18 protein-coding genes are annotated in these 26,486 nt (G+C 43.9%); 10 read left to right on the top strand and 8 right to left on the bottom strand.

From position 1 onward, the window contains the following. Nucleotides 1-64: 64 nt before the first annotated feature. From HUW51_RS22475 to HUW51_RS22440, 8 genes are all read right to left on the bottom strand, one after another. Nucleotides 65-4,189 (bottom strand): CheR family methyltransferase, encoded by a 4,125-nt coding sequence (locus HUW51_RS22475; protein ID WP_185271837.1) that lies wholly within the window; start codon nt 4,187-4,189, stop codon nt 65-67. Nucleotides 4,190-4,470: 281 nt separating this feature from the next. After that, nucleotides 4,471-6,009: a GAF domain-containing protein gene (locus HUW51_RS22470; RefSeq protein WP_185271836.1), complete on the bottom strand. Its 1,539-nt coding sequence runs from the start codon at nt 6,007-6,009 to the stop codon at nt 4,471-4,473. Between the two features lie 13 nt (nt 6,010-6,022). Then, nucleotides 6,023-6,601, bottom strand: coding sequence for a biliverdin-producing heme oxygenase (locus HUW51_RS22465; RefSeq protein WP_185271835.1), 579 nt, complete (start codon nt 6,599-6,601; stop codon nt 6,023-6,025). Between the two features lie 80 nt (nt 6,602-6,681). Then, a complete protein-coding gene (locus tag HUW51_RS22460) occupies nt 6,682-7,317 on the bottom strand; it encodes a hypothetical protein (RefSeq protein WP_185271834.1) in 636 nt (211 codons plus the stop codon). A gap of 169 nt (nt 7,318-7,486) precedes the next feature. Then, on the bottom strand, nt 7,487-9,286 hold the full coding sequence (locus tag HUW51_RS22455) for a hypothetical protein (protein WP_185271833.1): 1,800 nt from the start codon (nt 9,284-9,286) through the stop codon (nt 7,487-7,489). Between the two features lie 1,346 nt (nt 9,287-10,632). Continuing rightward, nucleotides 10,633-11,532, bottom strand: coding sequence for an aldo/keto reductase (locus HUW51_RS22450; RefSeq protein WP_185271832.1), 900 nt, complete (start codon nt 11,530-11,532; stop codon nt 10,633-10,635). Nucleotides 11,533-11,547: 15 nt separating this feature from the next. Then, nucleotides 11,548-12,804 (bottom strand): Bcr/CflA family multidrug efflux MFS transporter, encoded by a 1,257-nt coding sequence (locus HUW51_RS22445; RefSeq protein WP_185271831.1) that lies wholly within the window; start codon nt 12,802-12,804, stop codon nt 11,548-11,550. 401 nt (nt 12,805-13,205) lie between these two features. Continuing rightward, the gene (locus tag HUW51_RS22440) at nt 13,206-13,829 is read right to left on the bottom strand and encodes a hypothetical protein (RefSeq protein ID WP_185271830.1); all 624 of its coding nucleotides are present in this window, start codon (nt 13,827-13,829) and stop codon (nt 13,206-13,208) included. 614 nt (nt 13,830-14,443) lie between these two features. Here HUW51_RS22440 and HUW51_RS22435 point away from each other — a divergent pair. From HUW51_RS22435 to HUW51_RS22390, 10 genes are all read left to right on the top strand, one after another. After that, nucleotides 14,444-15,217 carry an SDR family NAD(P)-dependent oxidoreductase gene (locus HUW51_RS22435; RefSeq protein ID WP_185271829.1) on the top strand — a complete coding sequence of 258 codons (774 nt, stop codon included), beginning with the start codon at nt 14,444-14,446 and terminating at the stop codon, nt 15,215-15,217. A gap of 215 nt (nt 15,218-15,432) precedes the next feature. Next, complete coding sequence (gene tkt, locus HUW51_RS22430) at nt 15,433-17,454, top strand: transketolase (RefSeq protein ID WP_185271828.1); 2,022 nt, start codon at nt 15,433-15,435, stop codon at nt 17,452-17,454. 5 nt (nt 17,455-17,459) lie between these two features. Further along, entirely contained in the window at nt 17,460-17,915 is a 456-nt protein-coding gene (locus HUW51_RS22425) for an RpiB/LacA/LacB family sugar-phosphate isomerase (protein WP_185271827.1), read from the top strand. Next, nucleotides 17,912-19,039: a transaldolase gene (gene tal, locus HUW51_RS22420; RefSeq protein ID WP_185271826.1), complete on the top strand. Its 1,128-nt coding sequence runs from the start codon at nt 17,912-17,914 to the stop codon at nt 19,037-19,039. Before HUW51_RS22425 ends, tal begins: the two co-directional genes overlap by 4 nt. Continuing rightward, nucleotides 19,039-19,656, top strand: a complete 618-nt coding sequence (locus tag HUW51_RS22415) for an HAD family hydrolase (RefSeq protein WP_185271825.1) — start codon at nt 19,039-19,041, stop codon at nt 19,654-19,656. Before tal ends, HUW51_RS22415 begins: the two co-directional genes overlap by 1 nt. A 99-nt stretch (nt 19,657-19,755) precedes the next feature. Beyond that, nucleotides 19,756-21,174 carry an NADP-dependent phosphogluconate dehydrogenase gene (gndA, locus tag HUW51_RS22410; RefSeq protein ID WP_185271824.1) on the top strand — a complete coding sequence of 473 codons (1,419 nt, stop codon included), beginning with the start codon at nt 19,756-19,758 and terminating at the stop codon, nt 21,172-21,174. Between the two features lie 172 nt (nt 21,175-21,346). After that, on the top strand, nt 21,347-22,888 hold the full coding sequence (gene zwf, locus HUW51_RS22405) for a glucose-6-phosphate dehydrogenase (protein WP_185271823.1): 1,542 nt from the start codon (nt 21,347-21,349) through the stop codon (nt 22,886-22,888). Then, entirely contained in the window at nt 22,885-23,601 is a 717-nt protein-coding gene (pgl, locus tag HUW51_RS22400) for a 6-phosphogluconolactonase (RefSeq protein ID WP_185271822.1), read from the top strand. The genes zwf and pgl overlap by 4 nt, the downstream gene beginning before the upstream one ends. Nucleotides 23,602-23,846: 245 nt before the next feature. Further along, on the top strand, nt 23,847-24,308 hold the full coding sequence (locus HUW51_RS22395) for a (2Fe-2S)-binding protein (RefSeq protein ID WP_185271821.1): 462 nt from the start codon (nt 23,847-23,849) through the stop codon (nt 24,306-24,308). 2 nt (nt 24,309-24,310) lie between these two features. Next, on the top strand, nt 24,311-26,452 hold the full coding sequence (locus tag HUW51_RS22390; RefSeq protein WP_185271820.1) for a xanthine dehydrogenase family protein molybdopterin-binding subunit: 2,142 nt from the start codon (nt 24,311-24,313) through the stop codon (nt 26,450-26,452). Nucleotides 26,453-26,486 lie beyond the last annotated feature (34 nt).

Below are 26,486 nucleotides of genomic sequence, written 5' to 3'. Positions count from 1 at the left end.
TTTTTAATTTTTCAAAAAAAGAAAGGCCACTCGGTAGAGCGGCCTTTCTTTTTTTTGAAATAGATTAATCGGTATTTTTTAAAAAAATCTTAAACGTAGTGCCTTTATCTACTTTGCTTTCTACTTCTATTTTACCGCCTGCGTTTTCTACAATTTTATTCACGATATACAAACCAATGCCAGAGCCATCTACATGGTTATGAAAACGCTTAAACATGCTAAATAACTTAGTCTGGTAAGCTTCGTCTATGCCTAAGCCATTATCTTCTACAATTAAAACAGAATACTCCGGGGTTTTTTGGGTAGTAACTTTTATTTTAACCGGCCGGTGAAAATCGCGGTATTTTATAGAGTTGCTGAGTAAATTATATAAAATGCTGCGCAGGTTGCGGCGGGAAAATTTAATGGTTGGGCAAGTTTCGCAATGCGCCTCAATTTTAGCGTGAGAATCTTCGATTAAGTTATTAATGCTGAGTTTAATATCATCGAGCAGTTCTTCCACGTTAATTTCGGTTACGTCGTCGTACTGAATTTTATCTACCTTCGAAATTTCAGTAAGATCTTTTATCGTTACCTTAAACCTGTCCACTGATTTTTTAATATGGTTTAAAATTTCGAGTACATTTTCGTCGGCATCGGCTAATTCTACTTCCAGGTGATACAATAAACCTTCGATGTTAGAGATTGGCGATTTTAAATCGTGGGAAGCCGTGTAAACAAAGTTATCCAGGTCGTTATTTATCCGGATTAAATCGGCGTTGGTTTTGCGCAGTTCTTCCTGGGCTAATTTTAAATTTGTTAAATCCAGCAAAGAGCCCAACATGCGATAAGCCACCCCATTTTCGTTCAGAATAATAAAAGCCCGGTTAAACACATAAGCATAGGTATCGTCGGCTTTCCGGAAGCGGTACTCCGCCGACCATTGTTCCTGACTTTGGTTTATGGCTTCGTTTACGCTGGCAATAATTCGTTCTTTATCTTCGGGATGGATGCGCTGGAACCATGACTCTACCCCGGGTTCAATTTCTTCGGTGGTGTAGGCAAACATAATTTTAAAGCCTTCGTTCCACCACAGCTTATTATCAATCAAAGTCCAGTCCCAGATGGCATCGTTGGTAGCCAACGAAATCAGCCGGAAGCGTTCTTCGCTCGACGATAACTCGCGCGTACGATCAATAATACGTTCTTCTAGCTGATTATTTAATTTTTTTAAATTTTCTTCTGCCGCCTGTAACTCCTGGTAAGCAGTTAGTAAGTTTTGGCTGGCCAGTTTTTTTTCGGTAATATCGGCAAAGGTAACCGTTAAGCCATCCTCTACTTTAGCCGCTACCGTCTGAAACCAGGTTTCAATACCATCATAGTTATAGTAATGTTCCAGGTTTAATAATTCGCCGGTGGCCACTACCTGAACAAACCGGTTAAACAAGCGGCTTTTTTTCATGCCGGGTAATTCTTCCAGTAAACTATTTCCAATCAAACTTCCCGGATCTTTTTTAAACATGTGGCCGGTGGCTTCGTTCGCCATCGACCATTCAAAATCAACGATTTGATTGTTTTGGTTACGGACAGATTTAAGCGCAATAATGCCGTTAATGGAACTGTTTAAAATACCTTCTAAGGTATTATTCAGGTTTTTTAACAGGGTTACATCCACAAACGTAATAACTACCCCATCAATTTTATTATTTTGTTTCAGATAAGGTACCAGGCGCATCAGAAAGTAACTGCCGGTGCGTAGCTGAATTTCTTTTTCTATGCGGGCGCCGGTGTCAATTACTTCTTTAATATCGTCAATTAATCGATCGTACTTCAGGTTATTAGAAAAATGCGCTAAAGGCCGGCCAATGTCATTCGGAATTAAATTAATCTGATTTATAATGGCGGGCGTAAACTTCCGAATGGTTAGTTGTTGGTCCACGAACATCTGTCCAATATCGGCGTTCCGAAAATAGTTATCCATATCTTCGTTCAGCTCTATTAACTCTTTTATTTTTTGCTGATGCTCGGTATTAACCGTATGCAATTCTTCGTTGAGCGATTGCAGTTCTTCGTTGGTGCTTTGCAGCTCTTCGTTCGCCGACAGCAATTCTTCGTTGTTCGATTGCAGTTCTTCGTTCGAAACTTCCAACTCTTCGAAAGTGGTATATAGGTTTTCTTTGGTTTCGTTTAACTCTTGTTCTAACGCATTTATCTGATCTTGCTGGTTATAAGAAGTACTTACATTTGCTTCTTTATAATTTTTAGACCGGATAGATTCGCTGAATAAAATAAACAAAAAGCGTTCGCTGAATTCGCCGGATAAATAAGGTTTTATTACAATATCGATTAACCGGGTAGTGCCGTTAATGGTTAGTTCAAGATTACGTAGCGTAGACTTTTGCTTGGTTTTCGCCACTTTGCGCACCGAAGCTCCAATAGCCACGGCAATATCATCCGGTACCATTTTAGTTAAGCTAAAATTTAGCTGCCAATCGGGCAAATCCAGATACATTTTGTAATTACCTATAGCGTGCAGCAGGCGGTAATTTTCGTCGATGCAAACGCCGGCGAAGTTAAATTCCTCTACCAATGCTGCATTAAAAATATCACCGATCTGTTGCATTAAAGTAGGTTTCGGACTTTTTGCCCGCACGGTATCCGGTGGGCGGGAGTCTATCTGTAGCTTACGTACAGTAATGTTTTGGGGTACGGATCTCCGGGAAGCTTCCAGGTTGCGGTAAATTTTCCATTTACGGCTTATTTCTGAAAAGTATTGTTTAATAACTCCCAAGTTTTCGCTAGGACCTAAAAATAAAAATCCACCAACAGTTAATGCAAAATGAAATGCATTTAACACTTTGTGCTGCAAAGGGCCATCCATGTAAATAAGCATGTTCCGGCAGCTTACTAAATCTACTTTACTAAAAGGGGCATCTTTGGTAACATCGTGGTGCGCAAAAATAATCATCTTGCGGATGTGCTCGCAAACCACATAATCATCGGTGCGGCGCACAAAATACTTGGCCAGCATTGCCGGCGGGAGCACCTGCGTAATGGCATCCGGATAAGCTCCCCGGGAAGCCAGGTGCAGCGCTTGTTTATCTACATCGGTAGCAAATATTTTAACAGGCACATGGCTCCGGATTTTAGCTAAATACGTGTCCAGGAGCATCGCCAGCGAGTAAGGTTCTTCGCCGGTGCTACAGCCAGCTACCCATATTTTTATGGAATCATCGGCTTTTTTAGAACGGACAATTTCCGGGATTACTTTTTCTTCCAGGATGGCAAAGGCCCGCTCATCGCGAAAAAACCGGGTTACGTTAATTAAAAATTCGCCGCAGAGGTGTTGAATTTCCTCTTTGTTTTGTTTTAAATAAGTAAAGTATTTTTCGTAACTATCGTGGTTGGTTTCCAGCATGCGCTTGGCTACCCGCCGGAAAAGTGTTGGCCGTTTGTAGTTGGTAAAATCTAAATCACAGGCTTCTTTGGCAAATTCTAGGATTTCTTCCACTATGGCATTGTTGCCGGCCTGCATTTCGTCCAGATTCGTATTATTTAATAGTAAGTGGTTGTTAATGTATTTAATCAGGTAAGTCGACATTTGCTTGGGCGCCAATACCGCATCGGCAAAACCAGTGGCAATGGCGCTGTTAGGCATACCATCAAAATGGGCGGTGGTGGGGTCTTGTACCACTATTTGCCCCCCTACGGCTTTAATGGCTTCTAAACCACGGGTGCCATCGCTGCCAGTACCTGACAAAATTACCCCAATACTTTTTTCTTTTTTATCGTTAGCCAACGATTGCATAAAAGTATCTATGGCCATATTGGGCACCTGCGCCTGAATTTTTTCCGAAAGCCTTAATCTGCCTTTTTGGATTGTTAAAATGGCTTTGTTCGGAATCAGGTAAATACTGTTTGGTTGCAGGGTTAAACCATCTTTGGCTTCGCTAATACTCATGGTGGTATGCTTGGCCAGCAATTCCGGCATTAAACTTTTGTGCGTAGGCGAAAGATGCTGTATAATAACAAAGGCTGCATCGGTAGTGGCGGGTAAATGATCGAAAAACTCATTAATTGCCTCTAAGCCCCCCGCCGAAGCCCCAATAGCTACTACAAAAAAATCCGAATCAGATCGCCGTTTATCGGATGAAAAAGGCTGGTACGAGAACTCAGAAAAATTATCAGGCGCAGTTGATTTTGGATCCATTTTAATATGCCGTAGCCTCAAAACTTAAATCATGAATCAACTTAAGCAGAGTAACAGTCCGGAGCACTTTATTTTAAAATAGCGGCGTGCAACGGATACATTCTTTAAAATTAAAGCTGATTTTAATCGAATTTTTAAAAATAAGGCTTATTTACCATGCTGGTGGCGCAGTAACTAAGCCTTACATAAAGCAAATATATCGTTATAAAATAATTATTATAACCAATTAAACCGGATTTATGTTTGGAAACAGGCAAGCAAGTTTTATTGGTCAATTTGCTTTAATGGGTATCTTTCACCAGGCGTTCTAAAACTGCAATCCGTAGCTGCTCGGCAATGTAAATATCCTGTTCTGACCACGGTAACGACGTGTTTTTTACTTGCTCTTGCCAAACAGCAAAAGAGTTGCGCGGGTGGTAAGTTTTACCATCGGGTTCCATTGTAATGGCTTCGTTCGGGTCGCCGCCCCATTTAATGGTTTGTACCAGTTCTTTCCGGAACCCCAATATATAATCGCCTCTTTCCAGGGCAATAGGCAAAGCAATTAAACCGCTGGCCGAATCTTTAAAGGTATTAGCCGGTTCTAAATGTTGCGGAAGGTTTTCGGTGGTATGAATTTTATTAACCCGGGTGCGCTGCAGCCACTGCACAATGGTTTTTATTTCATCGGTTTTAGGGGTGTTGCCTACTTTTTTAATTTCCCCGTCCAGTACAATTGCAGCGCCGGAGCTGTTAAATAAATCGGTGAGCGTGTACTGGCCTTGTACCAAACCCTGCCGGAAATCGAGTTGGTTGTACATTTGGGCAAGCAGCTTGGTGAAAACTTCGTTTAACTCGTTAACCCGCCCTAAACTGTGTTCATTTTCTTTGGCTACTACCTGCGACGAAATGATTGATGATAATAACACAAAGGCCGAGCGCATCTCGAAAGATAAAAATTTAGGCGATTTATGATGGCAGGAAATTAAGCCCCAAAGTGCATTATCTTTAATAATAGGCGTTGACATTGACGCCTGTACACCCATATTTTTTAAATATTGCAAATGCACGTTAGCCACACTGCGCAAATTACAATCTGATAAATCGGTGAAATTAGACGAAATAGGATTTAAAACCGGTACGAGCCGGGCCGGAGTATACTCCCGGTTTGGAATTAACCGGAACGGATTTTTTAAATATAAATCTCGGGCATTCCGGGGCACATCCGAAGCCGGAAAACATAAATTCAGGTAAGATTGCAAATCTTCTTCCATGGCTTCGGCTATAACAGTGCCGTTCCAGTTTTTATCAAACTGGTAAATCATAACCCGGTCGAAACCCGATAATTTTTTAATTTCGGAAACGGCAATCTGGCATAACTTCTCAATGGTATCGGCTTTTTTAAAAGCCGCCAGAATAAACATAATCTCCTGGTAAATATGCACAAAGTCGAGGTCGCCGGCAGCTAAAGGCAAACTGGGCTCCAGCTCCAGCAAAATGTAATTTTCTTTGGAATGAATAACCGCGCTAAACTTTGTTTCCACATCGTTTATTTTAAAAGTAATTTCTTCCGGAATCCGGTCGTCGATGTTCCATTGCTGAGTTTTATGCCGGATAATTTCTATTTGTTCCGGCAATACATACTTACCTAATTCCTGATGAAGCAACTCGCTGGCCCCAATTTTTAAAAAATCACCTACGTTCTCGCTTAGCTGCCGGATTAGGAGGGTTTCTTTTTGAAGAACCAAAATAAAACCGTGCGGTTGTACCAGGTTAATAAAGTTTAAAGGCAAACTGCCGCAAAAGTCAGAGTCGTAGTTTTTGGAAGTGGGTATGTTCATGGGGCGCTTGTTTCTAGCTATTAAACCAATTTTCTAATTTTTTAAATGTTTGAATGGCGGTTTGTACTACGGCATTTTCCTGGGCCGGCGTAACCGCAAACCGGGTTAGCGCTTCCTGAAAGGCTTTCCATTTCGGGCCGGTTTGCGAACCATAGCCGTTAAAAAAAGAAGTGCCGTGTTCGGGGGTATAGCCCAAGGTTTCGTACACAATTTTAGAGATAATTTTGCCTCCCAGGGTAGAGCCTTCCATTACGTATAAAGCGCCGAAGCCCTCGCTGATTTGGGTAATTTGCGGCACATCGGGGCAAAGCGGTAGGGTAGTAAGCGTGATGCTCTCGTGGTGAATGGCGCGTAAATCTTGCAAAATGCTGCCGGATTTGCGGCGAGCCATAATATCGGGCAAATAATTATCTAAACCAGGTAAATGGTGAATAGCATTTTCTAAAGGATGAAAAAAGCCGTAAAATTTCCGCAAGATCCGCGTATAGTTTTCGGGAGTTAAGGTGCGGTTGGCAATGGGCTGCATTAACAAACTGGCTTCTACTTGCTGGTGCTGAGCGGCAGTTTGTGTCTTTAATGCTTCTAAAATCATAAAAAATAAAGTGCTTCAAAAAACTAAAAGAAAAGCCTCCGTTTTATACCAGAGGCTTACTATATAATACGAAAGAATAACTAATCTATTTGCTCCAGGTTTAACTTTATTTTCTCGATTTGTAGATAAGCTTTCATGTTGTGCAGCAGGCGGGCCATTTCGGCGTCTTGCTGGTTCATTTCGGCAAATTCCGCATCGGATTGCGCTAACACCGGTTGTAGCTGGTTTATATTTTGCTTTATTTGCCCCATTACTGCTTGCGACTGTTGTTTTACTTCAAGAGGTAAGGCTTCGTTAACAACATTTAATTCTAGCTCCATCAGGTAATCTTCCATAAACCGAACCATGTCCCAGGAGTTATTGGGGCGGTTCCAGGTAAATTGAATATTACAGCGCCGGCACCGGTATTTATTAGATTGCCAGCCTTTTTCGTGGCGAGCTGTTCCGGTTAATTTCAATTGCGAATTTTTATGGCATTGGGGGCACGCCGCTTGGTCCTGCACGAGTTTGCGCAGCTTTTCCCGTTTTTCCAGCACAGCCTGGCGGTGGGCAGCATGCGCCTGAATTTGCGTGGCTAGCTTGTTGCAAGAGGCAATTACCTGCTGGTGCTCCGGACTTAGTTTTCCTGTTTTAATCAACCGGTTGGCTTGCTTGCCGAAATGATTCGTTAACCGAATTACTTCACGTTCGTCGGGTTTTAAGTTAGGAGTAGGCATGCGGCAATAAAGCTTAAAACCAAATATAAGCTATTATAATTAAAGACGCGTTATAAATAGGTAAAAGGCACCTTTTCGGGTTAATTGCTTACCTCGAATGCAGGTTAATTTTGTAAACAATGGCCGGGTATCTGGTATCTAAATCACATATTTCTATATTCCTGAAAATTTATTTTTTTAAAAAATCAACGGGCCATGTGCCATCTAGGGCAATAATTTGATGCGCCGCAAGTGTAAGGTGCTGACCGGGCAAATAATTTAAAAAACTGGATTGGCCTACCGCCGAACCTATAATGGTGTGTGACTCTACGGTAAAATTTTCGGGTATACTAACTGATTGCGGTGCTGCCGTATGATTAGCAAGAATAAAACAGGCGGCGTTTTCTTTTATTAAAAGCAGCGAACTTACTTCCAGGGGTTTGGCATAACAAGTAGGTATAACTTGTTTGGGTTGGTAGTGCAAAATAAATTTAAATAAATGAGCTACCGCAAAAGGTGTATTATTTTGAATAATGCCGCTGGCTCCGTGCGTTTCAAAATAAGTAATAGCGGTGGCACCTGCTTCGGCTAAGTATTTGAGGCTGGCCAAGGTCCAGGTAGCAATAAAATCGGTAGGTTGGCGCGGGTCGGCGGGGGCAGGTTGCGGCCACTCACCAGAAGTTGCTTCATTAAAGCGGGCTTTTAAAGTAACCGGCGAAACCAGAACGGGTATTTTATTAACTAAATGCCGGGCGCTTTTAACGGCATCGGCTTGGGCAGCAACATTGTCAACTAAGGTTAAATCATCGGTAGCATGAACCTGCGGATTAAGGGCAAACGAAACAAAATCAGTAGCCGAGAAATTGTACGGATTCCGGTTTAACTCGGTAAAATTCGCATCGCTACCACCGCCAAGGGCTACACCCGGAAAAGCCGTCCGGAGAACGGGTAAGGTAGTTTGCAGCAAAACATCGGTCGTGTACCGGCTATCAGCATTAAACAATAAAATTCGCGCTAACTTAATGGCGTGTTGTTGTAGCAAACGCACCAGATTACCAACTTCGGTGGCTGGCGCTTCGCCAAAATACAAAGCTAATTCCAGTGGCAGTTGCAAGTCGTGGCTTTGCTCGATGGCTTGCTGCAATACTTCCGGTGCGTTCTGCTGATTAAGGAAAATATCGGCTCTGGCGTGTTGAAAACCTACGGAGCGCAAAAATGTAAGCTCCTCTGGGGCTAATTCCGTTTCCTGTAAATTCAGGCCAATGCCAATAGCCGGGAAAGGTACAAGTTGCTTTTGCACCGTAATTTGGTTTGTTGGTTGCGCTGTTTTAACGACGGGAGCTATGGGTTTAACTAACCGGAAAATAACTTGCTGTTTAATCTGGTCGCCTTGGTTTACTTGGGCCGGAAACGGAATGCTTTGCGGCGTGCAATACGTTTTAAAACTCGCATCCGACCAGTTCCGTTGATCTTCGGTTTCAAAAATATCGCCGCTAAATTCTAACCTTGCCAAACCTTGTCCGCCCACCGGCCATTCCATGGCTTTTACGTTTAAAAACGGTTGATGCGGACTAATATACGTAGGGAAAGTACCGTAACTAAAACTGCCATCGGGGTGTTCAATCCGGCAAGCTTGCCCCAAAACACCCGTAAGCGGATGTAGTACGCAGAAACCTGCCCGGTTTTTTAAAAAATTACTTTGCGCCACGCCATCAATATCAAAAGTTATCGTGCCATCGGGCTCACCCACTATACTTACTTGCCACTCCATGCGGATATTATCCTCATTTACGTGGTACGTATAACTAATCGAAAAGGAATTGAGAGTAGTTTGGATGCGCTCATGAGTAATAGAGCCCGTCATGGTTTGCCAATCCTGGTCGCGAATGGCAAAGTAAATCATTCGTACTATTTCGTGGTCGGCAGATTGCATGTACCGCAAAAAACCGCGATCGTAGAGTGCCTGTACCGGCCCGGCATGTAAAAGCATAGAGCGCCTCCTTATAAAACGTGTAAAAGTTTACCAGCAAAAAGTCCGGCCAAGATAAGAGCCTTTGTTTTTAATTAATCTTTTATGCCTGATTAATTTTTTGTTGCCTAGTTTCAAAAGCCTGAACCAGGCAATTTATCGGGTTAAGATAATTAACAGTTAGGTTGAGATAATTATAAATAGCGTTTTAATCATCCGCAAAATCAAAAAATTTTCAAAAATTTAAATTTTCAAAAATCAGAAACAACTAAGCCGATAGAAAGGATATTATTAAGCGTTATTTCTGGACTGTTTGCGCCGCAACGCGGTAACTTACGGTTAGATTTATTGCATAATTTCTTTTTAGATTGTATAGTCTGCGCTAATAAAATGCGCGTATAATTAAGAGTTTCCGACCCAACAGCCCGCGAAATGATCGGTTTTTTTATTGGTGGGCGGCGGTTTACACGTAGTAGCTTACGTCCGTGCCCTGGAGCATTTGTTTAATGATATTGCCAAAAAGCTGGGGATAAAAATATAATTTTTTAAATTTCACCGGGAAGTTACTATTAAGGTTTTGGTAGTAACTTTTTATTTTTAAACATTTACTAAAAGCAAAAATTTAAAAACTCATTTACCTGGCAGCAGATTGGGTACCCCTAAAATCAAACATGACCGAAATCTATTCGGTCATGCGATGCTAAAGTCGAAGTAAAATGTAAGGATACTACTTTAAGGCGGAATTAAAATTAACGGAAACGTGCGCATACCATAATCTTTAGAAAGTAAAAGTATAATTCAATAAGTTGTGAGCTGATGATTCAAAATAATGTTTACCGGATTAGCCTAATAATTATAAACTAGATTATTTACGCGATTATAGATTGTAAAAACTTAATATACAAATATTTTAACCTATTATTTTTAATAAAATTCTTTAATTATTTCTATTTAAGAGGTTGATTGTTGCTTTAGTGATAATTTAGCTGTAAATAAGTAAATAATATTATAAGCATTAAACTTTGAACTAACTCAAATCGAGAAAAACTTAGGAAAGGATTCTGTCTTGTATTGTTCCCAAAATAAAGTTGATATATTTAAATATTTCAAAAATTTGTATCGGAGTTGCGGGCTGTAATTAATTTTAGTATTAAAATCTTTTTGGTGGTGCATCGCTTAGAAATTTCATCTGCACTCGGGGCACTCTGAAAGTAAAATGGATTAATAATTTACAGCTTTAGGAGGGTATCTGAAAAAGTTATGGTAAGCTGATGCTGGCTGGTAAAAAACGGCATGTGCGCGATTTTTCAGCTAACGGGTAATTTAAAAAAACACCTTATTTCAAATTCTGGTTGGTAAAGCTGAGTTTAGCGGTGTTGTTCGTAGGTGTTTGCAGGAATTGCATTTTTTAAAAATTTTAGTTCTTGTTCCGTTAAAGCCCGACTTAAAGAAATCGATAATGCATCCTGGAGTTGCGCCTCCGTCCGGATTCCTAAAACAGCAGAAGCTACCGCTGCTTGATGACGCACATATTGGATGGCAATTTCTACGGGACTGCGCTCTGGCGTGCTTAGGCTTTTTATTACATCTGCCGCTTTTTTAACTTCATCTTCCGGATAGTTTAAATAAGTTTTAGCGGGCTTACCGACCAGTAAACCCTGAGCCAAACTGCCCCGGGTTAAAACGCCAATCTGATGTTGGGCCAATAAGTCCAAGACTTCTTCTTCGGGCCGCCGGTCCAATAAGCTATATTGCATCATTACACTTACTATGTTGGAGCGTTGCACATATATCCGGATAACGTTTGGCCGGATGGAAGAAATGCCGTAATGCCGGATTTTACCTTGTTGTTTTAAAATCTCGAAAGCTTCAATGGTTTCGTCGATGGGATCGTCGAGGGTGCCTCCGTGGAGTTGATATAAATCCAGGTAGTCGGTTTGTAAACGTTGTAAACTGCCTTCTACAGCTTGTAAAATATATTTTTTGGTGGGGTTCCAATCCCAGCCGCTGCCGTCGGGCCGCCATTGGTTACCTACTTTGGTAGCCAGAATTACCTGCTGCCGGTTTTCTTTAAAAGCTTTACCTACCAGTTTTTCGTTTTCCCCTTTATCGTATAAATCGGCGGTATCAAAATAATTAACACCTTGGTTTAAAGCTTCGTGTAACAACCGCGTACTTTCGTTTGGGTTAGTCACGGACAGTGACATGCAGCCAAAGCCAGTAGAACTGATTTTTAAATCGGAGGAGCCTAAGGTGGTATAATGCATAAACAAATTTTAAAATTATTCTTTTACGGATAAAGGCGTTTCGGTTTCGGAAATATGCGCGTTTACTTCTCCAGGGCTGGGTGCATTAGTTTTAATTTGCTTTTTACCAATTTGTAAGATAACAAAACCCAAAACTGCACAAAAAAACATAACACTTACCATAGGCAACACCGTTTGGTTATGCAACACGCTTACCGCCGCCGAGGCCAAGGCCCCTGCACCCATGCGCATGCAGCCCAGTAAAGCCGAAGCGCTACCTGCCTGCCGGGCAAAAGGGGTTAAAGATAACGCCGACGAATTAGGTACATTTAACCCCTGACCAGCTAAAAATATAAAAATTAAAAATATCAGGGCGTATTTATCGTACCAGTTGGCCCAGGCGCCTACAACCAGAATGGCACCCACCAATGTTTGTAAAGTTAAAGCAAACGTAAGAAGCTGTTCGCTGCTAAACCACTTGAGCAATGGCGTATTTAGTTGGGTAGAACCGATCATGGCGGCGGCCAACAGGGCAAATATCCACCCGTATTCTTGTTCGCTAACCTGGTAAATATTCATAAACACATCTGGCGAGCCCGATATATAGGCGAAAGGTGCCGCTGCTCCAATACCGCCGGCCAGCATATACGTTAAAAATTGAGGATTTTTTAAAACAGTATAAAAGTTTTGCAATACAGGTTGCGGCAAAAGCGATATGGTTTTATCGGGTGGGTGTCCGGCGGGTAAGGCAAAATAAATGCCTATTAACACTACCGCTACAATACCCGCTAACACAATAAAAATAAATTGCCAGCCAAAAGCGGCCGTTACGTAGCCTCCTACGGTAGGGGCAATCATGGGCGACACACTAATCACTAAAGTTTGTAGCGAAAGAACCTTTGCAATTTCGTTTACCGGAAAAAGATCGCGCACCAAAGCCAAAGCCGCTACCATCCCGGCGCAACCTCCAATAGCCTGAATAAATCGCATGGCTATTAACGTATTTGCTGTTTGCGTAAATGCGCAGGCAATAGTCGCTAGTACGTAAACAACTAAGCCCACATACAACGGATTTTTACGGCCAAACCGGTCGAGTAAGGGGCCATAAAGTAATTGCCCCAGCGCAATACCAATTAAGTAGCTGGTTAAAGATAATTGAATCTGATCGATGGAGGTATTTAAATCGCGGGCAATAGCTGGAAAGCCCGGTAAATACATGTCAATAGAAAACGGACTAATCGTAGCTAATGCGCCCAAAATAAAGATAATCCCGAAACGTTTTTTGGGGCTCATAACCTAGAATCTAAACAATAAAGCAAGTTCCCGGATTCTGGTTTGCTGCAACTACGAAACCAATCGAAAACTTACCGAAAATATAGAGTATACTGTTTCGGGCTGCTTTAGTTAAAATTATAGAGTGCTTTATTTCGGTTTTTTTATTGAGCTAAAATCAGAATTTTTAAATTTAGAATAGCTAGGTCAATAAGAACAACTCTATTAAGTCTGATGAAAGTTGGTTATTATTTAAATGAAGATAATTTTAAAAATTTAAAAATTAGGCGACTCGTGGAGCAGTTTGGAATTAGATTTTGGCTAAGTAACGCGATTAGGAGGGGGAGTTAAACATTAATAAAACAAAAAGAGAAAACCATATCGGTTTTCTCTTTTTGTTTTATTAATGAAATTTAAAGATTTTATAGTTCAGAGTACGATTTGCCTTTTACTAAAATCCGGAACACCATGGCGGCTTTGTCTTTGTATTGCTTTAAGGAGGAGCTTACCTGCGCGGCGGCGGCCCACTCGAAACTCACTTGTTCTACGGCAGCTTCTTTTACCTTTTTCGGAGCTAGTGCTATCGTGTTTTTTGCGCCAGAGTTATTCAGCCATTCTGCGGCTCCTTCGGGCGTAGTACAAATTTCCATTTTTACGGCTTTATTGGTTATAACTTTACGTTGCATATAAGCGGTAATTTCGTCCAGAATCAATAACTCGGGTAGTTCATAATTAGCCAGGTGCACAAACCGAATCACGCCAGCCGTTAAAATCCGGGGGCAGAAAACCGAAGTAAAGGTTCTTTGTAAATTTATATCGGTGTAAATTACATTCCGGACATCGTGCAGAAAGTAAATTATGTTATTTTCTTTGATAAACTCACTAACTACCGACGCACTTAACGCTAAATCTTCGGCGGTAGGGGATTGCTGCCAGCTTAACTGAACAAAGGAACGATCGGCTTCTACGGTAAGCAAAGCATTTCCTATTTCCAGCGTTTGAATACAGTTGGTTGTTTCCATAATAGTGCTATCGTTGGTACTCATGGGGTCGGTTGGTTTTTAGCAGATTATAAGATTAATTTATGGGTATTATGCTTTTGGTGTTGTTTTAGTAAATATATATGGTTTTGTTTATTAAAATATTTCCAAGGTAATCCAAAGCTTATTATTGAGAAATTGGCCGGAATAGTACAAGAATATTCTTGGTTAAAAACACAACTACCCCAGTGCGCGCAATAAATTACAGCAAAATAAAAAAACACGGAAGCCAAAGAGCTAAGGCAAAAATTAAAATCTTACCTGACTGATTAACTTACAAAAGAGAAAGGCTGCTTAATCCGGAATAAAGCTAGAAACAAAAAATCGCCGTAGTTCCGGTTTTAATACCATAATCAGGTGAAATAAAAAAGAAGAATTAAAGTCACCGCAGAAGCTGCTTTTCCCCGTGTATTGTATTATTTGTTTTTATGCCACAGATATCCTTATTTCCGGCTAACTAAATTTTTATGTTACTTTCGCCGTAAGGGTACTTCTTTTAAAATGAAAGTGGCCGGAATTACCTGGTTAACGCTTCTTTGTGAATACAAAATTTTAAAAATTTAAAAATAAACCCCTACTATCAGGTTTTAAACTGACCGATTATTTTAAACTGACCGATTATGTTACTAACCGAAAATGAAAAACAACCAGTAGCTATTGTAACGGGCGCCGGGCAAGGCATAGGCTTTGCCATTTGCCGGGAGTTAATGAAACAAGGAGCCGCGGTTGTTTTAAATGACTTGGATGCCGAATTAACGACCCAGGCCGCCGACCAGCTAAATAAAGAATTTGGCAAAGGTTGTTTAGGCGTGCCCGGTAATGCGGCCGATGTTACGTTTATAAATAACTTAGTTGCCACTGCAGTTAAAAACTTTGGAAAAGTTACCATTGCCATTGCTAATGCCGGCATCACTTTGTTTGGCGATTTTTTTACTTATACCCCGGAAGCTTTTCAGCAAGTAATGGATTTAAACTTGCGCGGAACTTTCTTTTTGGCGCAAGCCGTAGCCCGGCAAATAAAAGAACAACAAACGGGTGGCAGTATTTTATTTATGTCGTCGGTTACGGGGCATCAGGCGCATAAAAATTTAGCCGCTTACGGCATGACCAAAGCCGCCGTGGAAATGCTGGCTAAAAACCTGGTTATTGAATTATCCGCGTATAAAATAACGGTAAATGCCATTGCTCCCGGAGCTACCCTTACCGAACGCACCGTTTCGGAAGAAGATTACGAGAGTACCTGGTCCCGGCTTACTCCCTTGGGGCGGCCAGCTTCGCCGGAAGATATTGCCCAGGCCGCGGTGTTTTTAACTTCCGATAAAGCCCGGCACATTACCGGCCAAACCATTGTAATTGATGGCGGTTGGTCTTCCATTAGTCCTTCGCCGTATTAATAATTACTGCCGGTTTAGGGAAGCTGCTTTACTCTGTGGTGCTTAAAAGTTCATAACCTTTTTGCCGGTTTGTGGTTAAAATGGAGTAAAAACCTGTAGGAATAAAATTATTAAAAATTGACTTTTTAGTTTACGTCAATTTAACATTAACTTTTCAGTAGAAAATCGCTACTTCGCGTTAAAGCTTACTTGGAGTTTACCAATTCTTGTTACTTATGGCTAATCAAAATACTACCGAAACTTTAACCCAGCTCGATGAGCTAAGTATTAATACCATTCGTTTTCTTTCGGCCGATATGGTGCAGAAAGCCAATTCGGGACATCCGGGTTTACCTTTAGGCGCCGCTCCCATGGCTTACGTATTGTGGTCGCGTTTTTTGCGGTTCAACCCCCAGGACCCACACTGGCAAAACCGCGACCGGTTTATTCTTTCGGCAGGACATGGTTCGGCTTTATTATACAGTTTATTGCATTTGTACGGCTACGATTTGCCTATGTCGGAACTGGAAAACTTCCGGCAAATTGGTTCTAAAACCCCGGGCCACCCCGAATCCATGCTTACCCCTGGTATCGAAGTAACTACCGGACCATTAGGTCAAGGCTTTGGCAATGGGGTTGGAGTGGCAATGGCCGAGGCATTTTTAGCCGCCAAATACAACCGCCCAGATTTTAATTTAATCGATCATTATACCTATGGCATTGTAAGCGATGGCGATTTAATGGAAGGCGTAGCCGCGGAGGCTGCTTCTTTAGCCGGCCATTTAAAATTAGGCAAACTGATTTTTCTCTACGACGATAACGATATTTCGCTGGATGGCCCCACCAGTTTAGCCTTCACTGAAGATGTGCTGGCTCGTTTCGAAGCTTATGGTTGGCACACCCAACGGGTAACCGATGGCAACGACATCGAAGCCATTGACCAAGCCATTCGGGCGGCCCAGGCCGAAACCGAAAAGCCTTCTTTGATTTCGGTAAAAACCATCATTGGCTACGGCAGTCCGTTGCAGGGCACCAGCAAAGTACACGGCAATCCGCTGGGCGAAGAAAATTTAAAAAAAGCCAAAGAAACGCTCGGCTGGGATCCTGGCAAAAGCTTTTATGTACCCAACGAAGTCCGCGACCATTTACTGGAACCCGGACAACAAGGAGCGCAACTGCAAGCCAAATGGCAAAGGCTGTTTGATGAATACACTAAAAAATTTACCCAGGAAGGTGAAGAGTTACGCTTAACCTACAACGGTGAACTACCCCAAGGTTGGGATGCAGATTTACCCGTATTTACTCCTGCTGATTCCATGGCCACCCGGCAAGCCTCAGGCAAAACGTTGGAAGCCATTAAGAAAACGGTTCCTTGGATAATTGGCGGATCCGCCGATTTAGCTAGTTCCAACGAAATGCCGACCAAAGGCGAAGTTAGTTTTCAGCCGGGCAGCTACGACCACAGCAATATTTGGTTTGGAGTGCGCGAACACGGCATGGGTTCTATTTTAAATGGCATGGCTTCGCACCGGGGCGTACGCGTTTACGGCGGTACTTTCTTAACTTTCTCGGATTACATGCGCGGTGCCATACGTTTGGCGGCTCTTACCGAAGCGCCGGTTACTTACGTATTTACCCACGACAGCATTGCGTTGGGCGAGGACGGACCTACCCACCAACCCGTGGAACACGTGACCGCTCTCCGTACCATTCCGAATTTAACCGTAATCCGGCCGGCCGATGCCAACGAAACCGTAGAAGCTTGGCGGGTAGCCATGACCCGCATGAAAGGTCCGGTGGCTTTAATTCTTACCCGTCAGAAATTACCCACCTTCGACCGCAATAAGTATGCCCCGGCCCGTGACCTGGAAAAAGGCGCTTACATTCTCAGCGACGCCGTTGGTACCCCGGATGTTATATTTATTGGTACGGGTTCGGAGGTACAATTAGCTTTAGGCGCCCAAGCCGAACTTGCCAAAGAAAACATTAAAGCCCGGGTAGTAAGTATGCCGTCCTGGGAGTTATTTGATCAGCAAGACCAGGCATACCGCGATGCAGTACTGCCACCAGCTGTCCGGAAGCGGATAGCCGTAGAAGCAGGTATTACCCTGGCCTGGTACCGCTACGTAGGCACTGAAGGCGAGGTAATCGGCATCGATCGGTATGGTGAATCGGGACCAGGCGAAAAAGTACTGGAGGAATTTGGATTTACGGTTGCCAACGTGTGTGAAAAAGCCCGTGCTTTAGTAAAACAATAAACGCCATGAAAATAGGACTTGCCGCCGACCACGCCGGCTTTGAACAAAAGCAGCAGCTCATCAAACAACTGCGCGAAGCCGGACACGACGTAAAAGATTATGGCGCCCACCAGTACGACGCTCAGGATGATTACCCCGATATTATTGTGCCTTTGGCCGAAGCTGTGAGTAAGCAAGAAGTAGACCGTGGCATTGCCGTGTGCGGCAGTGGAGTGGGCGTATCGGTGGCCGCTAATAAGTTTCCGGGCATACGGGCGGCTTTAATCACCGAAAGTTACTCCGCCCACCAGGGTGTGGAACACGACGATTTAAATTTAATGTGTATTGGCGGCCGGGTAATTGGCCCCATGCTGATTTGGGAGTTAGTACAAGCTTTTTTGAACGCTGAATTTCAAAAAGAAGAACGCTTTCAACGGCGCTTAGATAAAGTTATCGCTTTAGAAAAAAAGAATAAATCATGAAAAGTTCTCTTGCTCAAATTTCATCTTTTGGCCAGAGTATCTGGCTAGATTATATCCGCCGCAAGTTTATTGCCTCCGGTGAGTTAAAAAAATTAATCGACGAAGACGATCTACGGGGAGTTACCTCTAACCCGGCCATTTTTGAAGAAGCCATTGCCCGCAGCGATGATTACTGGGACACCATCAAAACTTTATCCAAAACCGGTAAATCCACCGAAGAAATTTTTCTGGCCGTAGCCATTGAAGACGTGCAAAACGCCGCCGACGTTTTTAAAGAGGTTTACGAAAAAACAGATGGACTGGACGGTTACGTGAGTTTAGAAGTTTCGCCGATTCTGGCGCAAGATACCGCCGGAACCGTGAAAGAAGCCCAGGCCTCCTGGCAAACGCTCGCCCGGAAGAATGTAATGATTAAAGTACCTGGTACGCCCGAAGGTTTGCCAGCCATTACGCAGCTCATCAGGGAAGGGATTAACATTAACGTTACCTTGTTGTTTAGCCTGGAGCGCTACCGGCAAGTGGCCGAAACCTACGTGGCTGGTCTGGAGGAACGGGCACAAAAAGGTGAACCCATTGATAAAGTCGCATCGGTAGCCAGTTTCTTTTTGAGCCGGATTGATGCCCTGGTAGATCCCATGCTGGAAAAAGTAAAACAGAATGGCGGCGATCAAGCCGCACTGGCGGAAAAAGTGATTGGTAAAACCGCTATTGCGAGCGCCAAAATGGCTTACCAGATTTATAAAGAAGTTTTTAACTCAGATCGATTTAAAGCTTTAGCCGAAAAAGGAGCCAAACCCCAGCGTTTGTTGTGGGCCAGCACCAGTACCAAAAACCCGGCTTACCGCGATGTGTTGTACATTGAATCCTTAATCGGTCCGGATACGGTAAATACCGTGCCTATGGAAACGCTAAATGCTTTCCGCGACCACGGCGAACCGGCCGGCCGCTTGGAAGAAGGTACCGAAGAAGCCCGTAATTTGATTGCGGAATTACCGCAAGTTGGCGTGGATTTAAACGCGGTTACCAAACAGTTGGAAGAAGAAGGTATTCAAAAATTTATCAAACCGTTTAACAGTTTACTCCAGGTGCTGGAAGATAAACGCAAAGAAGCTGCCGCGGTATAATGAGTTCCACCACATCCATTAAAGCTCTTTTTCTGGACATAGGAGGAGTTTTACTTACCAACGGTTGGGACCGAAATGCCCGGAAACGAGCGGCCGAGAAATTTGATTTGGATTACGAACAACTGAACGAACGGCACCATCTTACTTTTGACACCTACGAATCGGGTAAGTTAACCCTGGAAGAATACCTGGACCGGATTGTTTTCTACGAACCGCGCCCATACTCGACCCAGGAATTTACTCGCTTTATTATGGAGCAAACCAGCCCTTTCCCGGACATGATCAACCTGATTACCGATTTAAAAAAACGCTATAATTTAAAAATTGCGGCGGTTAACAACGAAGGCCGGGAATTAAATGAGTACCGCATCAAGCATTTCGGGTTAAATAACTTCATGGACATGTTTGTTTCCTCGTGCTATGCCCATTTCAGGAAGCCAGATCACGATTTATTTCGCATGGCTTTAGATATAGCCCAAGTTTTCCCGGATCAAGTAATTTATGTAGATGACCGCGCCATGTTTGTACAGGTGGCCAGTAGTTTGGGTATGCACTGCATCCACCACACCGATTATAATTTAACCAGGCAAGCGCTGGCTAATTTAGGCTTAGTTTAAGTCCGGGTTTGCCGGCACCCAAAGTAGCTTGCCCGATCACGCGCAATAATTTTTAAAAAATTTTAAATCCGCAATTTCATTAACATTACTTAAGTTTTTATGAGCGATACATTATTCGATTTTGGCATGGTTGGTTTAGGGGTGATGGGCCGGAATTTACTATTAAACATGGCCGACCACGGATTTGCTGTTTCGGGCTTGGATCTGGATCCCAACAAAGCCTTAGCCCTGGAAAACGAAGCCGATAAAGGAAAGCCGGTAAAAGGCACAACCAACGCCGAAGAATTTATTCATTCGTTGCGCAAACCCCGGGCCTTAATGTTGCTGGTACCCGCTGGTAAAGCGGTAGATGCGGCCATTGCCAGTTTGTTGCCGTACCTGGAACCCGGTGACATCGTGATTGATGGCGGTAATTCGTATTTCCCCGACACGGATCGGCGGGTGGTGGAATTGGGCGAAAGAGGTTTGCACTTCTTTGGTATGGGTATTTCGGGTGGTGAAAAAGGCGCGCGCTTTGGTCCCAGCATGATGCCCGGCGGCGACCGGCAGGCTTACGAACGGTTGCGCCCGATTTTTGAAGCGGTGGCGGCCAAAGTAAACGGCGAACCCTGCGTTACTTTTTTAGGCAATGGCTCGGCGGGCAACTACGTGAAAATGGTGCACAACGGCATTGAGTATGGCATCATGCAGCTTATCGCCGAAATTTACGATTTCATGAAACGCGGTTTAGGTTTAAACGACGACCCTTTAGAACAAGTATTTAGCGACTGGAACCAGACCGAAGTACAATCTTTTTTAATTGAGATTACGGGCGAAATTTTAAAAAAATCCGATGACGTTACCGGCCAACGTTTGGTAAATGTTATTTCGGACAGGGCCCGGCAAAAAGGTACGGGTAAATGGACGTCCCAAAACGCCATGGATTTGCAGGTGCCCTTGCCAACGGTAGATATGGCTGTAACTATGCGCGACTTATCGGCTTACAAAGACGAACGCGTGCTGGCGGCGCAACAATTAGGCGGCATTTCTGCTAATGCGGCTGCCGATGCCGGAAACCAAGAAGTGATCAATCAGTTACGCAGTGCTTTTTACTTTGCCATGCTCGCGACTTACGCGCAAGGGTTTGTGCAATTGCGTACGGCTTCTAAGGCTTACAACTACGAATTAGATTTGCAGGAAGTAGCTAAAATCTGGCGAGGGGGCTGTATTATCCGGGCCGCTTGCCTGGAAGATATCCGGCAAGCTTTTGCGACTAACCCGGATTTGCCCAATCTTTTGCTGGATGCCAACATTGGTGCTGCTTTACACCAACATCAGGCAGACGTGCGCGCGATTGTAAAATTGACTATAGAAAAAGGTATACCCATGCCGGCCTTGCTCTCCACGATTAGTTATTTTGATGCTTACCGGAGCGCCATTTTACCTACTAATTTAATACAAGCGCAACGCGATTATTTTGGCGCCCATACCTACGAACGAATCGACCAGTCGGGCATTTTCCACACGCAGTGGAATTAAGCTAATCCGCAGCAAAGCTAGCGCTATTCAGAGCCAACTTGATTGCTTGATTTTAGCAAAATTTAAAAAATAAAAATGTTCCGGGTTGTAAAGAGGTCTTAGTGGAAGCAAGCTTTGCCTTTATTGCTCAGCAGCATTTAACAACTGATTAAATCTTTTTAGTAATACTTTTATGAAAACAGGCGGAAAAACAGAACCAACTGTAGTAGTTATATTCGGAGGAACCGGCGACTTAACAAAACGCAAGTTGGTTCCTGCATTTTATAATTTATTTCTGGATGGCTGGTTGCCCGAAAAGTTTGCCATTATTGGCTTAGGCCGCACGCCTTTAAACGACGAAGAGTACCGCCAGCGTTTATTCGATGGTCTTACGGAGTTCTCGCGCAGCGGTAAGCCAAGCCCCGAAAACTGGGAAAGTTTCAGTCCCGAAATCCTATATCATCAATCAGAGATAAACGATCCGGCCGCCTACACACAGTTAGTCGAAAAAATTGCTACTTTAGATAAAGCCTGGGGAGTACGCGCCAATCGCTTATTTTACCTGTCTATTGCGCCGCAGTTTATTGAGGCCGTAACAACCAACGTGCACGCTGCCGGTTTGGCCAGCGATGTGGCCCGTGACCGGATTATCGTGGAAAAACCCTTTGGTAAAGATTTAGAATCGGCGCGTCAGTTAAACCAACTGCTTACCCAAACTTTTAAAGAAAGTCAGATCTACCGTATCGATCATTATCTGGGCAAAGAAACAGTGCAGAATATTCTGGCTTTCCGGTTTGCCAATGCATTATTTGAGCCGCTTTGGAACCGCAATTACATCGATTCGGTACAGATTACGGTGGCCGAGCAAGTAGGCGTGGAAGAGCGCGGTGGGTACTACGAAGGAGTAGGTGCTTTGCGCGACATGATCCAGAACCACTTACTGCAAATTATGTGCATGGTAGCTATGGAGCCGCCCGTTTCATTCGAAGCCGAAGAAATCCGGAATCGCAAGGTAGATGTATTGCGGGCGGTGCGCCGGTACACGCCGGAACAGGTAAACTTGCACGCCGTTAGAGGGCAATACGGACCTGGTTGGATGCAGGGAAAACAAGTGCCCGGTTACCACGAGGAGCCCAACGTAGACCCGCACTCGAATACCGAAACCTACGCGGCCGTTAAATTTTTTATTGATAACTGGCGTTGGCAAGGCGTACCTTTTTATTTACGAACCGGTAAGCGCTTGCAGGAAAAAACGTCTTCCATTACGGTCCAATTTCGGCCGGTGCCACATTCCACTTTTTCGGCCTCTTTTTCGGAAAACTTGCTACCAAACCGTTTAACCATTAACATACAGCCACAAATGGATATCCGGCTGCGTTTTATGGCCAAAAGACCCGGTTTAGAAATGCAGCTAACCCCAGCCAAAATGGTTTTTGATTACGACGATTGTTCTACACAATCGCCGGAAGCGTACGAAACGTTGCTGCTGGATGCTTTGCAAGGCGATGCCACTTTGTTTATGCGTTCTGACCAGGTAGAAACCGCTTGGGAGGTAATTACGCCCATACTGGAAACCTGGGAGTCCCGGCCTTCCTTAGAATTTCCGAATTACTCCGCGGGCATGTGGGGTCCCGAAAATGCCGAGGCTTTAATCGCCCGCGAAGGTCACACGTGGGCCGTAACCATTTCGCGTAACGGGCAGGCTAAAGAGTCAAAAGAAAAAACGAAAGCATGATTCAAATTTTTAAAAATATCACGGCCTTAAGTCAGGCTGCTGCCGAGATTTTTGTGCAAGTAGCCCAGGCAGCCGTTAAAGAAAAAGGCAAGTTCTCCGTGGCCTTAACCGGTGGTTCTTCGCCGGAAGGTATGTACCGGTTATTAGCGCAATCCCCATACCGGGAGCAGGTTCCTTGGGAACAAACTTACATTTTCTGGGGCGACGAGCGCTGGGTGCCGCTTACGGATGAACGTAGCAACGCCAAAATGGCTTTTGAAACATTGTTAAGCCACGTACCAGTACCCAAAAATCACATTTACCCAATGTGGGCGGATGTGGCACCAGAACAATTCGCTTCTGATTATGAGGATTTATTAAAAAAGTATTTTGATGACGAAGAATTGCTGTTTGATTTAATGTTGCTGGGCATGGGCGATGATGGACATACCGCTTCGTTGTTTCCGGGAACGGCCGTGCTGCAGGAGCAAGACCGTTGGGTGCAAGCCTATTACTTAGAACCGCAACACATGCACCGCATTACGCTAACAGCGCCTTGCCTGAATCGGTCGAAAAAAATTATGTTTCTAACCTACGGCGAGAAAAAAGCCAATGCCTTGTACGAAGTGCAGGAGGGGGCCAGAAATCCGCAAAAATATCCCTCACAATTGATTGAGCCCTTAACGAAAGATGTGGTTTGGTTGGTGGATGAAGCTGCGGCTTCTAAATTGTAAAAATTTAAAAATTTCAACTTTAAGCTAATTTTACTGAATACTTAAGTTATAAGGCGGCGGCTGTTACTGCTAGCAATAATATAAATAGACTACTATCAGAATTATAGTTTCTGGAATGAGATAGAAGGGTAAATGGCGTTCGGGAAGGCTATTTACCCTTTCTTTCTTATAAATTACAGCAAATTATTTGTGGGAATATTTGTATTGTTTAGTAAATTAGCCGGTAAACTTAATTTTTATCCACTATGGCCCAGTATAAATTACAAGTTAATGGCCGGAGCTATCAGGCCGATGTAGAGCCGGACACCCCCTTGCTGTGGGTTTTGCGGGACCACCTGGGATTGGTTGGTACCAAGTACGGTTGCGGAATTGCGCAATGTGGTGCCTGCACCGTGCACGTAAACGGCGAAGCTACCCGTTCCTGCGTTTACCCGGTTTCGGCGGTTGGTACATCTAAAGTAGTTACCATCGAAGGTTTATCGCCCAAAGGAGATCATCCGGTACAAGCGGCCTGGAACGAAGTGGACGTGTCGCAGTGCGGTTACTGCCAAGCTGGCCAGATTATGACGGCTGCCGCTTTACTAAAGAAAAATCCGAAACCAACTTCGGCCGAAATCGATGCCGGTATGACGGGTAATATCTGTCGTTGTGGTACTTACCACCGCATTCGCGAAGCCGTTCAATTAGCCGCCACTAAAACCAAATAGCTATGTCAACGCAAGTACAAAATAGCCGGCGTAATTTTTTAAAAGTTTCCGCTGCGGCCGGTGGCGGTTTATTCCTGGGTTTTAATTGGTTTAGTACCGAAGCCGCAACTACCTCGGTTTTAGATGAAGCCGCCTTGGCCGCCGGGAGTATCGAGTTTAACAGCTACCTCAAAATAGCTACTGATGGTGTTATAACCATTTTTTCACCTAATCCCGAACTCGGCCAGAATATTAAAACTTCTTTCCCGATGATTGTAGCCGAAGAGCTAGACGCGGATTGGAGTAAAGTAAAAGTAGAGCAAGCCAAATTAGATAAAAAATACGAACGCCAATTAACCGGTGGTAGTGGGGCGGTGCCGCACTCCTGGCAACGTTTACGCAAAGCCGGTGCTACTGCCCGCCAAATGCTAATGGAAGCCGCCGCCAAACGCTGGAAAGTTCCGGTTTCGGAATTAATCACGGATAAAGGTGTGGTTTGGCACAAAAGCAGCAACCGTAAACTAACTTACGGCGAACTGGCTACCGAAGCGTCGCAAGTTCCGGTTCCTGCTGAAGTTAAGCTTAAAGATCGCAAGGATTTTAAATTAATTGGTAAGCCCATTAAAAACGTGGAGCACCAGGCCATTGTAACGGGTAAACCTCTTTTCGGGCTGGATTTTTACCGCGAAGGCATGTTGTTTGCCATGGTGCAACGACCCGCTTTTGGGATGAAGTTAAAATCTGTAGATTCGGCTGCTGCGAAAGCCATGCCAGGCATTGTGGATGTGGTTACGTTTAAAAATAGTGTAGCCGTGGTTGGTAAATCTACCTGGCAGGTTAAAAAAGCACGCGAAGCTTTAAAAATTGAATATGAAAAAGATGGCAACGTAGAAAGTACCGCTGACCACGACCGGATTTTGCAAGAGTTGCTGAACAAGCCCGACGCTACCGAGCGCCGCAAAGATGGCGACGTAGAAACCGCTTTCAAAAATGCCGCTAAAGTAGTTAAAAGTGAGTACCAGTGTCCGTTCTTGTCGCACAGTCCGATGGAACCCATGAACTTTTTTGCGCATGTTCGTCCAGACGGTGTAGAATTAGTTGGCCCAACCCAAACCCCGGATCTGGCGCGTACCGAAACGGCTAAACTGTTAAACATCGATCCTGAAAAAGTTACCGTAGAAATTACCCGTTTAGGCGGTGGATTTGGTCGGAGGTTAAAAGCCGATTATGCTTTAGAAGCCGTGGAAGTGTCTAACCTGGTAAAAGCTCCGGTAAAACTAATCTGGACCCGGGAAGATGACATGACCGGCGGATCTTACAGGCCAGCAGTACGTTACCGCTTTGAGGCTGCCTTGGATGCGCAAGGAAATTTAATTGGCTATAAGTTGCGCGGAGCCAGCATTAATGCCGGTAACTCTACCCGGGAACATAATTTCCCATCTGGCGCGGTAGATAACTTATTAATTGATTCTGTAGAACACCAATCCCCGATTACCACGGGACCTTGGCGGGCGCCCATTACCAACTTCCTGGCCTTTGCCGAACAATCTTTCCTCGACGAAGTGGCGCAAGCAGCAGGTAAAGACCCCGTTCAATTCCGCTTGGACTTACTGGATAAAGCCAAAGCCAAACCAGTAGGCGATATTAAATACGACATCGACCGGATGAAAGGCGTTATCAAGTTAGCGGCCGAAAAAGCGCAATGGGGTAAAAAGAAAGGTGTTTTCCAAGGTTTTAGCGTTTATTTCTCTCATGCTTCTTACGTGGCACAGGTGGGCGAAGTAGTGGTGCAAAAAGGCAAACCCGTTTTAAAGAAAATTTACGCAGCCGCTGATTGCGGCATTGTAGTAAATTTAAGCGGTGCAGAACAGCAAATGCGTGGCGGTATCGTGGATGGTATTGGCCATGCCATGTACGGCAACCTGGTATTTAAAGATGGTTTGCCTACGCAAAAGAACTTTGATACCTATCGTTTAATTCGATTAAAAGAAATTCCGGAAATTGACGTAAACTTTGTAGATAACGGCATAGACCCGACTGGTTTGGGCGAACCAGCTTTACCGCCAACTGGCGGCGCTGTAGCCAATGCTATATTTAAAGCCACCGGAAAACGTTTACGTAATCAACCATTCGCGGAACAACAAGAGCTTAAAGCAGTTATCTAGCATAGCAAAAATTTAAAAAAGCCCGAAGAAAACC

Source organism: Adhaeribacter swui (assembly GCF_014217805.1).
Lineage (GTDB): Bacteria > Bacteroidota > Bacteroidia > Cytophagales > Hymenobacteraceae > Adhaeribacter > Adhaeribacter swui.
The sequence above is the reverse complement of the archived record's forward strand: the minus strand, read 5'-3'. Positions and strand labels throughout refer to the sequence as shown.

Excerpts from the sequence above, each read along its gene's own strand:
- HUW51_RS22475 (WP_185271837.1), bottom strand. The coding sequence starts at position 4,189 with ATGGATCCAAAATCAACTGCGCCTGATAATTTTTCTGAGTTCTCGTAC.
- HUW51_RS22470 (WP_185271836.1), bottom strand. The coding sequence starts at position 6,009 with ATGAACATACCCACTTCCAAAAACTACGACTCTGACTTTTGCGGCAGT.
- HUW51_RS22465 (WP_185271835.1), bottom strand. The coding sequence starts at position 6,601 with ATGATTTTAGAAGCATTAAAGACACAAACTGCCGCTCAGCACCAGCAA.
- HUW51_RS22460 (WP_185271834.1), bottom strand. The coding sequence starts at position 7,317 with ATGCCTACTCCTAACTTAAAACCCGACGAACGTGAAGTAATTCGGTTA.
- HUW51_RS22455 (WP_185271833.1), bottom strand. The coding sequence starts at position 9,286 with ATGCTTTTACATGCCGGGCCGGTACAGGCACTCTACGATCGCGGTTTT.
- HUW51_RS22450 (WP_185271832.1), bottom strand. The coding sequence starts at position 11,532 with ATGCATTATACCACCTTAGGCTCCTCCGATTTAAAAATCAGTTCTACT.
- HUW51_RS22445 (WP_185271831.1), bottom strand. The coding sequence starts at position 12,804 with ATGAGCCCCAAAAAACGTTTCGGGATTATCTTTATTTTGGGCGCATTA.
- HUW51_RS22440 (WP_185271830.1), bottom strand. The coding sequence starts at position 13,829 with ATGAGTACCAACGATAGCACTATTATGGAAACAACCAACTGTATTCAA.
- HUW51_RS22435 (WP_185271829.1), top strand. The coding sequence starts at position 14,444 with ATGTTACTAACCGAAAATGAAAAACAACCAGTAGCTATTGTAACGGGC.
- tkt (WP_185271828.1), top strand. The coding sequence starts at position 15,433 with ATGGCTAATCAAAATACTACCGAAACTTTAACCCAGCTCGATGAGCTA.
- HUW51_RS22425 (WP_185271827.1), top strand. The coding sequence starts at position 17,460 with ATGAAAATAGGACTTGCCGCCGACCACGCCGGCTTTGAACAAAAGCAG.
- tal (WP_185271826.1), top strand. The coding sequence starts at position 17,912 with ATGAAAAGTTCTCTTGCTCAAATTTCATCTTTTGGCCAGAGTATCTGG.
- HUW51_RS22415 (WP_185271825.1), top strand. The coding sequence starts at position 19,039 with ATGAGTTCCACCACATCCATTAAAGCTCTTTTTCTGGACATAGGAGGA.
- gndA (WP_185271824.1), top strand. The coding sequence starts at position 19,756 with ATGAGCGATACATTATTCGATTTTGGCATGGTTGGTTTAGGGGTGATG.
- zwf (WP_185271823.1), top strand. The coding sequence starts at position 21,347 with ATGAAAACAGGCGGAAAAACAGAACCAACTGTAGTAGTTATATTCGGA.
- pgl (WP_185271822.1), top strand. The coding sequence starts at position 22,885 with ATGATTCAAATTTTTAAAAATATCACGGCCTTAAGTCAGGCTGCTGCC.
- HUW51_RS22395 (WP_185271821.1), top strand. The coding sequence starts at position 23,847 with ATGGCCCAGTATAAATTACAAGTTAATGGCCGGAGCTATCAGGCCGAT.
- HUW51_RS22390 (WP_185271820.1), top strand. The coding sequence starts at position 24,311 with ATGTCAACGCAAGTACAAAATAGCCGGCGTAATTTTTTAAAAGTTTCC.